General features: G+C 64.0%; 13 protein-coding genes. 8 read left to right on the top strand and 5 right to left on the bottom strand.

Annotated features, from left to right (window positions below; translation table 11 throughout):
• Nucleotides 1–19 precede the first annotated feature (19 nt).
• The 4 genes from KJJ24_RS03170 to KJJ24_RS03185 all read right to left on the bottom strand — a co-directional run bounded on the left by KJJ24_RS03170 (nt 20) and on the right by KJJ24_RS03185 (nt 2,850).
• On the bottom strand, nt 20–1,621 hold the full coding sequence (locus KJJ24_RS03170; protein ID WP_250544885.1) for a CocE/NonD family hydrolase: 1,602 nt from the start codon (nt 1,619–1,621) through the stop codon (nt 20–22).
• A gap of 1 nt (nt 1,622) precedes the next feature.
• Nucleotides 1,623–1,904 carry a hypothetical protein gene (locus KJJ24_RS03175; RefSeq protein ID WP_214340965.1) on the bottom strand — a complete coding sequence of 94 codons (282 nt, stop codon included), beginning with the start codon at nt 1,902–1,904 and terminating at the stop codon, nt 1,623–1,625.
• A 75-nt stretch (nt 1,905–1,979) separates the two neighbouring features.
• Nucleotides 1,980–2,384: a DUF4332 domain-containing protein gene (locus KJJ24_RS03180; RefSeq protein ID WP_214340967.1), complete on the bottom strand. Its 405-nt coding sequence runs from the start codon at nt 2,382–2,384 to the stop codon at nt 1,980–1,982.
• 4 nt (nt 2,385–2,388) lie between these two features.
• Complete coding sequence (locus KJJ24_RS03185) at nt 2,389–2,850, bottom strand: DUF2518 family protein (protein ID WP_214340970.1); 462 nt, start codon at nt 2,848–2,850, stop codon at nt 2,389–2,391.
• 161 nt (nt 2,851–3,011) lie between these two features.
• Here KJJ24_RS03185 and KJJ24_RS03190 point away from each other — a divergent pair, with 161 nt between their 5' ends.
• From KJJ24_RS03190 to KJJ24_RS03225, 8 genes are all read left to right on the top strand, one after another.
• Nucleotides 3,012–7,331, top strand: coding sequence for a translocation/assembly module TamB domain-containing protein (locus tag KJJ24_RS03190; protein WP_214340973.1), 4,320 nt, complete (start codon nt 3,012–3,014; stop codon nt 7,329–7,331).
• A gap of 9 nt (nt 7,332–7,340) precedes the next feature.
• Complete coding sequence (locus tag KJJ24_RS03195; RefSeq protein WP_214340976.1) at nt 7,341–8,231, top strand: ROK family protein; 891 nt, start codon at nt 7,341–7,343, stop codon at nt 8,229–8,231.
• A gap of 5 nt (nt 8,232–8,236) precedes the next feature.
• The gene (locus tag KJJ24_RS03200) at nt 8,237–9,568 is read left to right on the top strand and encodes a glutamate-5-semialdehyde dehydrogenase (RefSeq protein WP_214340990.1); all 1,332 of its coding nucleotides are present in this window, start codon (nt 8,237–8,239) and stop codon (nt 9,566–9,568) included.
• Nucleotides 9,565–9,939: a dihydroneopterin aldolase gene (locus KJJ24_RS03205; protein WP_250544887.1), complete on the top strand. Its 375-nt coding sequence runs from the start codon at nt 9,565–9,567 to the stop codon at nt 9,937–9,939. Before KJJ24_RS03200 ends, KJJ24_RS03205 begins: the two co-directional genes overlap by 4 nt.
• A complete protein-coding gene (locus KJJ24_RS03210) occupies nt 9,936–10,532 on the top strand; it encodes a triacylglycerol lipase (RefSeq protein ID WP_214340992.1) in 597 nt (198 codons plus the stop codon). The genes KJJ24_RS03205 and KJJ24_RS03210 overlap by 4 nt, the downstream gene beginning before the upstream one ends.
• A gap of 78 nt (nt 10,533–10,610) precedes the next feature.
• A complete protein-coding gene (locus KJJ24_RS03215) occupies nt 10,611–11,312 on the top strand; it encodes a DUF6629 family protein (protein ID WP_214340995.1) in 702 nt (233 codons plus the stop codon).
• Nucleotides 11,313–11,351: 39 nt separating this feature from the next.
• Nucleotides 11,352–11,888 carry a hypothetical protein gene (locus KJJ24_RS03220; protein ID WP_214340998.1) on the top strand — a complete coding sequence of 179 codons (537 nt, stop codon included), beginning with the start codon at nt 11,352–11,354 and terminating at the stop codon, nt 11,886–11,888.
• Nucleotides 11,885–12,955: an alpha/beta hydrolase gene (locus KJJ24_RS03225; protein ID WP_214340999.1), complete on the top strand. Its 1,071-nt coding sequence runs from the start codon at nt 11,885–11,887 to the stop codon at nt 12,953–12,955. The genes KJJ24_RS03220 and KJJ24_RS03225 overlap by 4 nt, the downstream gene beginning before the upstream one ends.
• Here the strand turns inward: KJJ24_RS03225 and KJJ24_RS03230 are convergent.
• Nucleotides 12,924–14,315: a hypothetical protein gene (locus KJJ24_RS03230; protein WP_214341001.1), complete on the bottom strand. Its 1,392-nt coding sequence runs from the start codon at nt 14,313–14,315 to the stop codon at nt 12,924–12,926. The genes KJJ24_RS03225 and KJJ24_RS03230 overlap by 32 nt on opposite strands.
• Nucleotides 14,316–14,320 lie beyond the last annotated feature (5 nt).

Raw genomic sequence — 14,320 nt, forward strand, 5'->3', positions numbered from 1 at the left:
CAGCTGAGTGAAGTGGGCCTCAGTTTGCCCCAACCATCGGCTTGATGCGGAGTTGGGCGCTTGCCAGTTCAATCTCCACGCTGATCACGCGGTGGTGTGGGCCTGCCGGGCTCTGAGGCATTGAGCCATCACCTGGATTCACCGCAATCTGTGGCCAGGCCGCCAGGCCGATCGAAAGCCGCAGCCGCTCACCAGGTTGGAGGGTGAGCAGCAGGGGCTGAAACACCACCGTGCGCAGAGCCATGGCTTGACAGCCTTCACCCAGCCAACGGCTAACGCCGGTGCTGCACTGCTGCACCCGTCCATCGCTGTTCAGCACCGACAGGGCTGCGCAGAGATCAAACCCGGGTTGATCCGCGGCGGCCTGTAGCTGCAGTTCCGGAAGCCCAAGCAATTCCATCGGTAGCTGCAGGGCGTCGCTGGTGAAACAGGCCACGTCGCAGCGTTGGTCGAGATCGCGGCGATCGACTGAGCCGGCATCCAGGCCCAGGTGGCCGCCTCGCCCCGGTAGGGGACGCCACGGATCGTGCACCAGCGTGACGTGACCACTCCCTCCTCCCGGGGTGGGGTTAAGCCGGCCTTCGTGGCTGTCCAACGCCGCTAGCCCTTCGCTGGCCAGACGCCACACTTGACCACTGCCGTGTTGGGGCCATCGCGGCAGCCACTGGCCCAGGCTCAGATCTTCCAGCCAAGCTGGCTGGCTGTCCTGCAGCTCAGCACTCGGTTGATCGCGCAGGTGTTGGTTGAAGAAGGCCAGTTGTAACCGGTCGAGACCGCCGTTCCATTGCAAGTGGCTCCAAGCCCCCACGCGCAGCAATGGCTTGCCACCCCCGGCAATTGCGCGTTGCCACAGATCGAGCACCCCCGTCAGGTGGGGGTCATGCCAGCCGCCGATCAGCAGCATCGGCCGTGTCCACAGGGCGCCTGGGGGCTGGTGAACTCGCCAGCCACCTGGGGTTGCCGGATCGTTCTGCAGCCAGTTGAGTGCCATCCCTTCGCGGTCATGCCGCTTCAGTAGATCCAGGCCTTCCCGCAGAAAGCTGCCGCTCTCGAGGCTCTGGCGGATCTCGGCCCAGCCCACTTCGTCTCCTCGGCGTTGGCAGCCTTGGGCTGCCAGCTGCAATCCCCAGGCCAGCCCCAGGGCCCACCAGTGGCAACCGCCACTGGTGGCCCAGTGCTTGCGTTCATCGAGGCCAGCCATCGCCGGGGCCAGGGCGTCGGGGAGCTGGCTGTCATCCAGCAGCAGCAACTGGCTGAGACCTTGGTAGGAGAACCCGTAGCTGCCAACGCGGCCATTGCACCAGCTCTGTGCCCGGATCCAAGCCATGGTGGCTGTGGCATCTGCCGCTTCCTGACGGAAGCCCAGGAAGTGGCCTTGAGAGCTGCCGCGCCCGCGCACGTCTTGAACGACCACCGCATAGCCGTGGCTGGCGTACCACTGCGGATGGGCGTAGGTCACGGTTGACGCGATCGCCCGCCCATAGGGCTGCCGCATCAGCAACACCGGCCATGGCCCCTTGCCTTGGGGTGTCCAGATGCGACAGCACAGCTCCACCCCATCCGCCGCCTCGATTCGGCTGTCGTAGACCGTCCGGCTGTCGCAGACCGTTGCGCCGCTCACCTCAACGCACGTCTGGGCAGTAGAGGCCCACCACGTAGGTGGAGACGATCTCAGCGTCGGTGGTGTTCAAGCCCTCGCGGGCGGCGATCTGGGCTACAGCCTGGGGGGAGGTGTAGGAGATGCCCTGAGCGTTCAGCGCTTTCAGCTCTGTACAAAGAGCTTTGGCGCGCTGGGGGTTGTTTTTCACCGACTCCAGCAGAGGCGAATTGGCTAGAGCCGGTGGTGAAGCGATCAAGGCAAGCGCGATCGCCAGCCCTGGGCCGCGGACGCGGGTTGGGGTCATGGCAGAGCGGCCTTTAGGTCTAATTGGTCTAGTTCCATTTCAGGTAGGACGTTGTGTGTTGCAGCCCGGACAGGGTCAGTTCCGGGAGAGGCCGGTGGCCCGCTGGGCCCGTTGAATCCAGGCACGGACGGTGCTGGCATCCAGCCGCGGCGGGGCCATACCGGTCAGCGATCGCTCGAGCCGACCCAGTTGCATCAGCAGCTGCTGCGGTGAGGCTTGGGCTAGACCGCGGGTGCTGGCAATGCCGGCATACAGCAAAAGGGCGGCCTCATGGGGCTGGAGCTCCAGCTCCACCACCAGCTGTGCCTGCCCCCTGAGCTTGCGCAGCTGGCGCTCCAGTGCGCCGCCTTGACGGGACAGGGCCCGAAGGTCTTGGTCACTCAGGGATGACAACTCCTGCCAGCAGCTAATGCCCTGTTGCTGAAGCACCCGCTCCTCCCGTTGGAAGTGGCGAGGTAAGGGGTAGAGAGGGCTGGTCAAGGACTCAGCCCCGCAGGCTCACGCTGCCATCAGCCAGGTTTCGGATTGCAGTGGCCAGCACGACCGGGGTATCGGTGCCGTCGGCGGTGGATTCCACGCGGCGCAGCCTCACCTCCACAGTCTGGGTACCGCGCCCGCTGCCCCGCAGGTTGATGGCCACCTGCTCCACAGAGGGGAGAAATGTTTCGAGCGGCATGTCTGCCGGCGCAGCGGCCACTACCAAATCTGAGCCGTTGTCGAACACCACGGGCACGCTGATCGCCCCTTCCACCGTCTGGCGCGGGGTGTAGCTCACGGCAAAAGCCAGGCAGGAGAGCGAGAGCAGCACCGTGAAGCTGGTGACGCCCACGAGGCGGAAGCGGATGCCCCAGCGCACCAGAAAAGCCACCACGGTGAGCACCAAGAGCACAGCAGAGGCCGCACCCAGCCACTCGCCGGCGGTGAGCAGCAGGGGGTCGGCGCGCATGGGGCTCGGCGAGGCGAAAGATGACCTTTATATTGCGGCCTGCTCAGCTTCTGAGACCCACGGGCCGCCGGATCCGCCGATCCCTTCGCCGATCAGGCTGCCCTGTTGGCGCAACCCAGCTGGCCCTGACAAGGCCCGCGCTGGTTCTGGGTGGTCTTGGCGTGATCGCCCTGGCGTCTGCGGCTTGGTACGGCGCTGATCGGCTTGCTGAGGCGGTTTACAACCAACGCCGGCCCTGGCTGGAGCGTCTGGTCAGTGACGTTCTTGGTCAGCCCCTCGAGCTGGGGCCTTACGGCGGCTTGAGACCACTCGGGCTGGCAGCTGGTCGGAGTCGCTTCCTGCCAGGGCCAAACAATCCCTCCACGGTGGAAGCTCCGGCTGTTGAGGTGGCACTCGATCCGCTTCGCAGCATGCTGCAGCGGGCCTTGGTGTTGCAGATTCGTGTGCTGCGCCCCTCGGTGGATCTGCGGCGCAATCGCAACGGGGCTTTTTGGGAGTTACCCAGCCAGCGCCCCGGCCGCCAGCCGCCCCGGGTGGCGCTGCGCATTCAGGTGCCGAAAGGGGCCCGAGGGGTTTTGCACAGTTCGGCTGGATCCACGGCCTTCGGGCTGCAGGGTGAGGCGGATCTGCCGCTCTGGCGCCGGCAGATTGATCTGCGGGGTTCTGTCGCCGCCCCTCGGGGAGGCCAGCTGCCATTCCAGCTACAGCTCAACTGGCAGCAGCGCCATTGGGCGCTCCAGCTACAACCCCGTCAGCTTGCGCTTCAGCCCTTGCTGCCCTTGCTGCCAGAGGGGCTGCACGGTCAGCTGGTCGGCCGGTTGGAGGGTGTGGTCAGCGGCCAGCTTCAGCTCCAACGCCGCTCGGAAGCGGGGAGCTGCTCTGGAGGGGTCACGGGCAATGCGCTGCGCTGGCGCCCTCAGGGCCTCGCTCAGCCGCTGACAGCACAACGTCTTGCCTTGCGCTGCAATCGCCAGACGCTCCAGCTCGAACCCTCGGCCCTTGCCTGGGGTGACTGGCGTGGGCGTCTTGCTGGTGTGTTGTCGTTGGCCAGCGGTCGACTGCAACTGCAGCTCAACGCCAAGCAACCTGAACAGAGGCATCGGCTCGATGTCGACCTCAACGGCCCCTGGCGGCAGCCCGACCTCCGCCTGACCGCCGACTGGCAGGGTCTGCGCCTGCCGGGGCTGCCCCTGCGGCCGCTGCAGGTGGAATCGCGAATGGCTATCCGCCAGGGCCGCGATCGTGGTCTACGGGTTTTGTTACCGGAGCTGCAACTGCGCCGCGGAGATGCGCGTGTGCAAGTCAGCGGTGAGCTTTGGCCCCTGCTGCAGCTGCGCACCGGTGATCTTCAGTTGGGCCAGGAGTTGCGGCCTCGCCTGGAGCCACTGCTGGGTCCCGCACCTCGCCTTGAGGCCTCCCTGCAGCAGGTTGGGGGCTGGAGCCGTCCGCAGTTGCAGCTTGATCTGGCCCAGTCAGCCAATCCCCTGCTGGGGGATTGGCTAGCCCAGTTGCGCCTCCAACCCCAGCTGCTCGAGCTGGTGCGCTTGCGCTCACAGCCTTTGGAGGCGTCCGGCCGTTTGCCCCTGCGCCCCACGGGCTCTCTGGATCTCGATCTCGACCTGCACCAATTCCCCCTGGAGCGGCTCAGTGCTCTTCTTGGCACGCGCCTGAGGGGCTCTCTGGATGCTTGGGGAACGCTGCGGGGCCCGCTGGATCGCTTGCAGCCCGATCTGGATCTGTTGGTGCGTGATCCCGGTGCCGGGCCGCTGCTCCTCCTTGAGACCTGGCGCGGTGCTCTGCAAGGGGCGCCGGGCGGTGGCGGGCGGGTGCAGATGCAGGCCCTCTCACCGGCCCAGCCCGGCCAGCTGCAAGCCCAGTTGGATCGCCGCTGGATGCCCAGCTTTGCCAGCCTGGTGCGGCAGGGGGGCAAGCTCGCCTTCACCGGCAGCCCGCGCCGCTACAGCTGGGACGCCGCTGCGTTTCCCCTGACGGGTTTGCAGTTTGCTCTGGGGCCTAGTGGTGCCTTTCAACCGTTGGAGGGGGCGCTCACCGGCCAGGGCCACCTTGATCTTCAGCCTCTCTGGATCAGCGGGGAGATCAGCCTGGATCGCCCTCAGCTGCTGGGCTTCTATGGCCGCAGCCTCACTGCCAGTGGCAGCTTCCGCAACCGGCGCTACAGCGCACAGGGTCGCTGGCTGGGCAACAGCGACGACAACGTGGATCTGCGCTTGCGCGGTGAGCAGGGTGGCGCTCTCTGGGCCCGTTTTGAGGCCCGTCAATTTGGTTCCCAACCCTTGCAGCAGCTCTGGCAGGCGGCCCAAAGCTGGCGACGAGGCCCCCTGCGCTCCGGCGGCTCGGCCCTGGATCTTGAGGGTTTGGCCATCGATACCCTCGGCTCAAGCCTCGATGCGCAACTGGCCGTCTTGCTGCAGGCCAAGCAGCAGCTAGCCGCTGCGATGCAGCGCGAGCGCTCAGGAGCTGAGCGGCTTGATCCCAGCAACCTGGAGGGTCTGGTGAATGCCGACCTCACGCTGTCGGGGCCGTCTATCGGACAGCTCTCGTTGGATCTGGAGGCGAGCGGTCACCTCTGGCTGCGGGGTATGGATCGCGACGAGGCCCTCACCGCTCAGCCGGTTCAGCTCACGCTGCAAGGCCCCCTTGGCGGCGCGACCAGCTTCTCTGTTGAGCATCTCCCACTGGCGCTGCTTGCTCTTGTGACCACCGTGCCCGATGGCTTGCGCGGTGGGCTGGGGGCACAGGGGCGTTATGCCTTGGCCGCTGGCCGGAGGCGACCGGAGCTGCAGATGGCCCTCACGCTTCAGAACGCGTCGCTGGCTGATCAACCGCTGCAGCTCGAGCGGGGTGATCTGGCTTTGGCGGATGGCCGCCTCAGCCTCGATTGGTCGCTGCGCAGCGATGGCGCGCAAAACAGCGTGGATCTCAAGGGCACCGTGCCGCTGCAGCCGGATCAGGGGGAGCTGGAGTTGCGGGTGGCCAGCCGCGGCGATGGACTCCACTTCCTCACTGTTCTCGGCGGCCCTGGCGTGCAGTGGCAGCAAGGCAGTGCCGATCTACAGCTGCTGGTGCGTGGCTCTCTGATGGCACCCGTGGCCAACGGCTTTCTGCGCTTCCGCGATGGCGTGTTGCAGGTGGCGGGGCAAACGATGCGTGAACTCGATGCCACCGTGCTGTTCGATTTCCGGGAGCTGGAGCTGCAGCAGCTCACAGCCCGGGTGGGGGAGCAGGGCCAGATCACTGGCTCCGGCCAGCTGGGTTTAATCCAACCGATCGAGCAGCCTCAGCGGCTGCTCAGCCTGCAGGTGAAGCAAGCCCCGTTCAAGCTTCCGCGCATGCAGGCTCAGGCCAATGGTGAGGTGCTGGTCAGCGGTTCGCTGCGTCGCCCAGGCTTGCGTGGTGAGCTACAGCTCAGCCGCGGCAGCATCAATGTGCAGCCTGGTCAGTTGGCCACGGAAGCCGAGCCCACCCGACCGGTCACCGTGCGCGAGCTGGTGGAAGAGCGCTGGGACTTCAAGGAACCGCTGGTGGTGATGGGGCAACAGCTGGAGAGTTCCGCCAGTCGCGATCTGCGCGCTGCTGTTCCCGACCTCCCCTTCCTCAGCTTCGAGAGTCTGCGCCTCAGCCTCGGCCCTGATCTGAAGGTGGGCGTGCCCAACGTGCTCAATTTCAACACCGGTGGTGTACTAACCCTGCGGGGGCCCCTGGATCCATCCCTGCAGGTGAGCGGGGTGGTGCGTCTGCTCAATGGTCGCCTCAGCCTGTTCACCACCAACTTCAGCCTCGATCCCGATGCGCCGAATGTGGCGGTGTTCACCCCCAGCCTCGGCCTGATCCCCTATGTGGACATCGCCTTGCGCACCCGGGTGTCCGACACCCTCTCTGTGAACGATGCCAGCCGTTCGAGCCTCTACGACTGGAACGTGAATGCTCCAGCCAACTCCATCGATCAGTTGCGGCTGGTGAAAGTGAAGGTGGAGGCGTCGGGCCCTGCCGATCGCCTGGCTGACAACATCCGCCTCACTAGCTCACCGCCCTTGCCCCAGGAGCGGCTCGTAGCTCTGATTGGCGGAAATTCCCTGGTGGGCTTGGCTGGTGGTAACGCCGGTGCGGCCCTGGCCACGGTGTTGGGGCAGTCGCTGCTCTCACCCTTGGTGGGTGGTTTGAGCGATGCGTTTGGTCAGCGACTCACCTTCGCCCTCTACCCCACCTACTTCGCCCCGGCTGAGGTGCTGGCCTCTGAGAATCGCTCCCGTCGCCTTCCCTCCCAGTTGGTGCTCGGCTCTGAGATTGGCCTCGATGTCACCGAGCGCTTCAACTTCTCCGTCTTGGCGGCACCCAACCGCAGCGACATCCCGCCCCAGCTGACGCTCCGCTACCAGGCCAGCGATCGCGTAGGCGTGCAGACCTCGATCGACACGGAAGGACGCTGGCAGAGCCAATTGCAGCTGTTGCTGCGCTTCTAGGTTGCACGGATGACCCAGCTGATCGGTGTGGATCTGGGCGGCACGGCGATCAAGCTCGGCCGCTTCAGCCTCGATGGGGCACTGCTGGCCGAGCTGGAGGTGCCCACGCCGCAGCCTCCCATGCCCGGAGCGGTGGTGATCACGATCGTGGAGGCCGTCCAGCAGCTCGACCCCGAGGGGCAGGCCTCCTGCGTTGGCGTGGGGCTACCGGGACCGATGGATGCTTCAGGCCGGGTGGCGCGGGTGTGCATCAACCTGCCGGGCTGGGAGCAGATTCCTCTGGCGGAGTGGTTGGAGCCCCAGCTAAACAGGCGTGTCACCTTGGCGAATGACGGCAACTGTGCCTTGGTGGGGGAGGCGTGGCATGGAGCGGCGCGCGGCTTCTCCGATGTGTTGTTGCTCACCCTGGGCACGGGTGTTGGCGGTGGGGTGCTGCTGGGCGGAGCGCTGTTCACCGGCCATGGCGGTGCCGCTGCTGAGCCAGGACTGATCTGTGTCGATCCAGAAGGCCCTCCCTGCAACAGCGGGAACCGCGGCTCTCTCGAGCAGTTCTGCAGCATCGCGGCCCTGGGCCGACTTTCTCCCCTGAGCCCTCAACAGCTGTGTGCGCTCGCCGAGGCCGGTGATCGCGATGCCTTGGAGGTGTGGCAGCGCTACGGCCGCCGGCTGGGGTTGGGCCTCAGTTCCCTGATCTACGTGCTGACTCCCGAGCTGGTGCTCATTGGTGGTGGCCTCAGTGCCGCTAGTGAGCATTTCTTGCCGGCAGCCTTGGCGGAAGTGGAACAGCGAGTTCAGCGGGAAAGCCGCCAAGGGCTGCAGATCCGCCGTTGCGCCTTGGGCAATGGAGCCGGCCGGCTGGGAGCCGCCCGGCTGGCGCTGGAGCGTTTGCTCAACGTCTAGCTGGGATGATGCGCCCAGTGCCCGCTGCCCTTGTGAGCGTTCCCGATCCCTCTCCTGATCTGTTGCAACGTGCGGCCGGCGTTCGCCGTGCGGCCATGGCGCTGGGGCGGTTGAGCGATGGTGAGCGCCGCCAGGCGGTGGAGGCCATGGCTGCAGCGCTGGAGGCTGCTGCCGATCAAATCGTGGCTGCCAACCAGGCCGATTTGGCTGCGGCCGCGGCTGATGGGTTGGCGCCGGCGCTTGTGGCGCGGCTGAAGCTGGATGCGGCCAAGCTGGCCGGGGCAATCGAGGGTGTGCGCCAGGTTGCTCAGCTGGCTGATCCGCTCGGGGTGCGGCAGCTGCATCGGGAGCTGGATACCGATCTGGTGTTGGAGCGTTTGAGTGTGCCCTTGGGGGTGCTGGGGGTGATTTTCGAGGCGCGGCCCGATGCCGTGATGCAGATCGCATCGCTGGCGATCCGCTCAGGCAACGGCGCCCTGCTCAAGGGGGGGCGCGAGGCTGGGCTTAGCTGTGCAGCCATTCTCGAGGCTTTGCGCGAAGGCCTAGCCGGCAGCCCCGTGGATCCTCAGGCTTTGGAGCTGCTCACATCCCGCGAGGAGAGCCTGGGGCTGCTCAAGCTCGATGGTCTGGTGGATCTGATCATTCCGCGGGGCTCGAACGAGCTGGTGCGCTTCATTCAGGACAACACCCGCATCCCGGTGTTGGGCCACGCCGATGGCATCTGCCATCTCTATGTGGACTGTGAGGTTGACATCGATCAGGCCCTGCGCATTGCCATCGATGCCAAGACCCAGTACCCCGCAGCATGCAACGCCATCGAAACTCTGCTGGTGCACCGCGATGCTGCGCCTGCATTTCTGGCCGCGGCGTTGCCGGCCATGGCCGCGGCCGGTGTTGCCCTGCGCGGTGATGCCGTCGCCCAGGCTCTGGGGGTGAGCCAACTGGCCAGCGACGACGACTGGAGTCGCGAATACTCCGATTTGGTGCTCGCCGTGCGCGTGGTGGATTCTCTGGAGCAGGCTCTCGATCACATCAGCCGCTACGGCTCACGTCACACCGACGCCATCTGCACCACCAACGCCTCCACAGCCGAGACGTTTCTGCGCAGTGTCGACAGCGCTGGCGTGTATGTGAATTGCTCCACGCGTTTTGCTGATGGCTTCCGCTACGGCTTTGGCGCTGAGGTGGGCATCTCCACCCAAACCTTGCCCCCTCGCGGCCCCGTGGGTCTGGAAGGACTGGTGACGTATCGGTACTTGATGCGCGGTAACGGTCATATCGCCGCCGACTACGCCAGTGGAGTTTGCAGCTTCACCCACCGCGACCTTCCCTTGTGAACGCTCCATTGGATTGCGTGGTTGTGCGGGGTCTGCGCCTCTGGGCCCACGTGGGGGTGCTCGAGCATGAGCGGCAAATGGGCCAGTGGTTTGAGCTTGATTTCAGCCTGGGGTGCAACCTCTCTGCTGCTGCAGCAGCAGATGGCTTGGAGCAAAGCCTCGACTACAGCCTGGCGATCCAGGCCCTGCAGCTTGACGCTTCCAGGGTCCGTTGTCTCACCTTGGAGCATTGGAGCGACAAGATTTTTGAGGTGCTGGAAGATCTCTACGGCTCTGTGCCGATCTGGTTGGAATTGCGTAAATGCCAGGCCCCGGTGCCTGGCTTCTGCGGCATCGTGGCGGTGCAACGTTCAAGGCGTTGGCCGTCATGAGTCGTCCGCTTGTGCTCCTGCATGGGTTGTGGGACACGCCACGGCTGTTCAGGCGCCTCGAGGAGGAGCTGCTGCGACGCAGCCCGCAGCTGGAGATGTTTGCCCCCCACCTTCCCCATCGGTTTGGCGCGGTGCCGATCCGTGAGCTTGCCGCCCGGCTGGCTGACCTGATCGAGGCCCGCTTCGGTCAGGTCACGCCCTTGGATCTGTTTGGGTTTTCGATGGGTGGGTTGATCGGCCGCACCTGGCTGCAGGAGCACAGGGGCTGCCGCCGCACGCGCCGTTTTGTTTGCTTGGGCAGCCCTCAGAACGGCACGCTCACGGCTCAGCTGGTTCCCCGCGAGCTGTTGGCCGGGATCGCAGACATGAAAATCGGCAGTGTTTTATTGCGCGAGCTGCAGCGGGATCAGGCCCTGCTCGAGCCTGTGGAGTGCCACAGCTTATTTACCCCTACCGATATCACTGTGTTTCCCGGTTGGCGTGCCGTGTTGCCCCTGGGTAGCCGCCGGCCGTTGCCGGTGCTCACCCATCGCCAGCTGATCATGGATCCACGTGCGGTGCGTGCTGTCGCTGATGTTCTGCTGGCACCTTGATTTACAACAGACGCTTGCAGTGTGATTGCCAGGCTGCCATGGCTTGATTACGAAAGAAGCAGATCGCGCCAATGCATCATGTGTTTCTCGGCCTCAGCGAGTTTCACGGCATCCGCTGTTTTGATGCCCCTAGGCCTTTACAGCACCCATTTAGCCCGCACCAACAAGCAGCCCAACTACGTGCCCCTGGCTCTGGTGCCCTTCTTCTTCGGGGTTCAACAGTTTGTGGAGGGGCTCGAGTGGACGGCCCTCGATCAAGGCCGCATTGAACCGCTCACAACCCTGGCGGGGTTGGGCTTCCTCTTTTTCGCCTATTGCTTTTGGATGATCTGGATTCCGTGGAGCGCCTGGTCGATCAGTCGCAGCACTGATTCCCGGGGTCTGCAGAACCGGCTGCGTTGGGTTGCAATCGTGAGCACCGTGCTCGGCACTGCGTTTTATCTGCCGGTGTTGTTCAATCCGCCCGCTGTGCAGCCTGCCGTGCACAGCACTGGGCGGTTGCTCTACGACGTGTCCAATCTGCACAGCATCGTTCATAACTTTGTGAATACCCAACCGGTTGGTGAGTTGCTGTACTGGGGGTTCATCGTGCTGCCGCTGTTGGCTGTGGCCGATCGGGCTGTGAAGTTGTTTGGTGTGCTGATCTTTGTCTCGATCTTTCTCACCTGGCTTACCTATAGCGCAACCTTTAACTCTGTATGGTGCTTCTACTGCGCTGTTCTCTCGATTGTGGTGATCTGGATCGTGAATCGCCCGCAACTACGCTCCGCCGGTGCCTGAGGCCTGTGTGCTCTGGTCTGTTGTGGTGCTGTGGTTTTAGTGGAGTTTGAGCGAATCCTCGATGGCCTTGGTGGCTGGTTGATCCATGCCGACCTTGGTCTTGGGCTTCTGCTGGTGGTGGGATTGTCGATGTCTCTTTCCCATGTTTTTGCTCTCTTCGCCAACCGGCTCAGCACCCGTCAGATCCTTTGGCGGGTTCTATTGGATGCGCTTGTGCTCGCCGTAGCGGTGCTGTTGAGCAGCTCAATCGACATGGTGTTGCTCCGGTTGTATGCCTCCAACCCAGTGCATCCGAGCGCATTTGTTGATGGTATTGCCACCTGTCTTCTGCCGGCCTGTTTCTACGTTTGTGTGGCAGCTCCTTACATCGGCGAAACCATTGGCTTTGTGATCTGGGTGTTGACGCACCTGAACGTGGTTACTTTTGTGCATGTGCGTTTTGGCTTGCCCTGGGATCAGAGTTTGCTGCTGTGCACGCCTGGCTATGTGTTTGCTCTGGTGTTGGTGGCTTTGCTGTTTCGCCAGGGCTGGCAACGCAGCTACGCCATGTTGGCGTCGGAGCTCGCTGAGCCATGAACCAGGCCGGGCGCATCCAGCAGTGGAGCCAGCGGTTCAACCTGAGGTTGTTGATCCTGGTGTTGGCCATCGGCCTAGGCGTGAATGTGCTTGGGGTTGGACATCTGCTGGTGGCCTTCCGCTGGATGCTTTCCCCGGCTGATCTGCAGCTGTTGGTACAGCTCGGCGGTCTGTTGCTGTTGGTGTTGATCCCAGCAGCGGGTATCTACTCCTTGGTGAGCGAATTCGCCTTCTGGGAAGGCTGGCTGCAGGGCTTACCCACTCCGGCCAGCTTGTTTGAACCAGCGGTTGCTAGAGCGACCACTCATGACTGTTTCTTGGTGTATCTCGATGGCATTCACCAGCTGGAGCGTGATCACCCACCGCGCGTCTCCGACTTCCTGGCCTTGCTTGAGCAGCGCTTACCAGCAGATACCTTGCTCGTGCGGGGGCTGGAAACCTACACAGTGATGCCCGTAGCACTGGCAGAGGATGCGGGAAGCGCTTGGTTTTGGAGGCGTTTGTTTGCGCTGCAGGAGCACTACCCCAATCCATTGGTTCAGTTGATCGCAGCTGTGTTAGTACAGGCCAATAATGTGATCAAAGTGGGGATTTCTTCGGATCGCCGCTATGGACCAATCCTGAATTACGAGCTAGCCCTCAAAATCAGCTTGCGTTTAGCTGAAGCTGGTTTTCGGCCTGATTGCGGTTGTCGTATCGCACTGACCGGCTACAGCGGCGGTGCCGAGATGGCGATGGGTGTGGCCGACTACCTGCGCCGGATCACTCGGGCGCAGGTGAGCATCATCAGTTTCTGTGGGGTGTTCAGTGGCAACCAGGTGTTGCAGCAGTTGGCAGGCATCACCATGATCGTGGGTAGCAAAGATCCAGTGGCGGCTTTTGGACGCTTCGCTTACCCAGGTCGTTCACCACTGCTACCGCTGTCGAACTGGAATAAATCACTGGCTGCTGGCAGAATCGAACGCTGCGAAATAGCGGGCATGAACCACAATGGGATTCATGGACCCTTCTCGGATGCTTTTCGCTTGCGGGTGATCAAGTCGATCCTGGCGGCGCTTCAGCACTGAGCTGCTGTATGAGAGCGAATGGGCTGCTGCGCGGCTGGCACAGCAACATCCGCGCGCGTGCCTCTGTAGCTGCCACCCCATGCAGGCTGCCGTCGTGGGGTAAAGCGAGCAATGCCTCACTGTAGGGCGACAGCCAGCAACCCGCCTCCCGCTCCAGCTGGGCTGCGCGCTTGATCAGTCGTTCACGCCAGATCCCACCCATCAGCACCGGATAGAGCTGGCACCGACCTTCCATCACCTGTTGAATCAGGGCTGAGCTGTCGATGCAGAAACCCAACGCGCCGTAGCCGCCCCGCAGCAAGTGGCGATCACTCGCCTCCTGGTTGTGCACCATGGCGATCACCTCGCACAGCTCAGCGAGTTGCTGCAGTCGTTCTCCTTGATAGGTCTCCCCCAAGTAACGAACGGTCCCGTTACAGCGGCTGTTTTGCCATGGGCGCTCCAGATCATTGAGGGCTTCCCAGCCGCACAGCCCTTCGGTTCCCTGGTAGTACTGCAGCCTCAACAGCGCATCGCCGCCACTTAGCTCCAGTTCCAGGCAGCTGTGGGGCAGCAGTGAGCGCATCTCCTGGCCATCGCGTCCGAGCAGGCCGCAGCGAATGGGCAGGGCCAGCGGCACCTGACTCCAGCTGCCATCCTCAAGAGGGAGGCTGGCACCAAGACCAAAACTGGCCACACTGCAACGCAGCCGTGCCTGGGCCTGCCAGCCCCGCTCCTGCAGGTGTTTCAGCCAGGCGCCGCTGGTGCTGCAGCCATCAATGCTCCAATTGTCGCCGCCCAGTCGGTTGGCTGCCAGCCGGTTGAGCACCTGGGCACACACCCGGTTGCGTTCACGTGCATTGGCCGATTGTTCGTGGCTGAGGCCGGCGTTGTGCCAGAGCAACCCACCACTGAGCTGGCTGCCGGCTGGCGCTGGCAGCAGCTGCTCTGGTGTATCGGTGGTGATGTTGAGCAGAAGATCGAGCTGTTGCGGTAGCCCAGCACCCCCTTCACTGCTCCATAACGCCAGCGCATCGTTCGCCTCTGCAGGAGCCTCTGGCCACAGATGGGGGAGATCATCGGCCAAGGCCCCCAGCAGAGCGGGCGTCAGCAGGCTTCGCTCCAGCAAACCACCCAAGGCCTTCAAGCGGCCTGGCAGTTGTGCTGGCGCTAGCTTCCAGGGGCGGGGTAACAGCCAGAGCAGCGGCAGCAGCTGGGGTTTGCGCAGCTGTTCGGCTAGGCGTTTGAGCCAATCCGCCCGGCTTAGCCCTGATCGGAACACGCTCAGCTCGAGCGCCTGCTCGAAGTTGATGAGCGGTACGTCACAGGGCCATCCCTCTACCAGGGCCAAGGGATCCGAGTCGCCAAGCAGGAGAGCCATGCCGC

The sequence above is a fragment of the Synechococcus sp. LA31 genome (assembly GCF_018502385.1).
Lineage (GTDB): Bacteria > Cyanobacteriota > Cyanobacteriia > PCC-6307 > Cyanobiaceae > Vulcanococcus.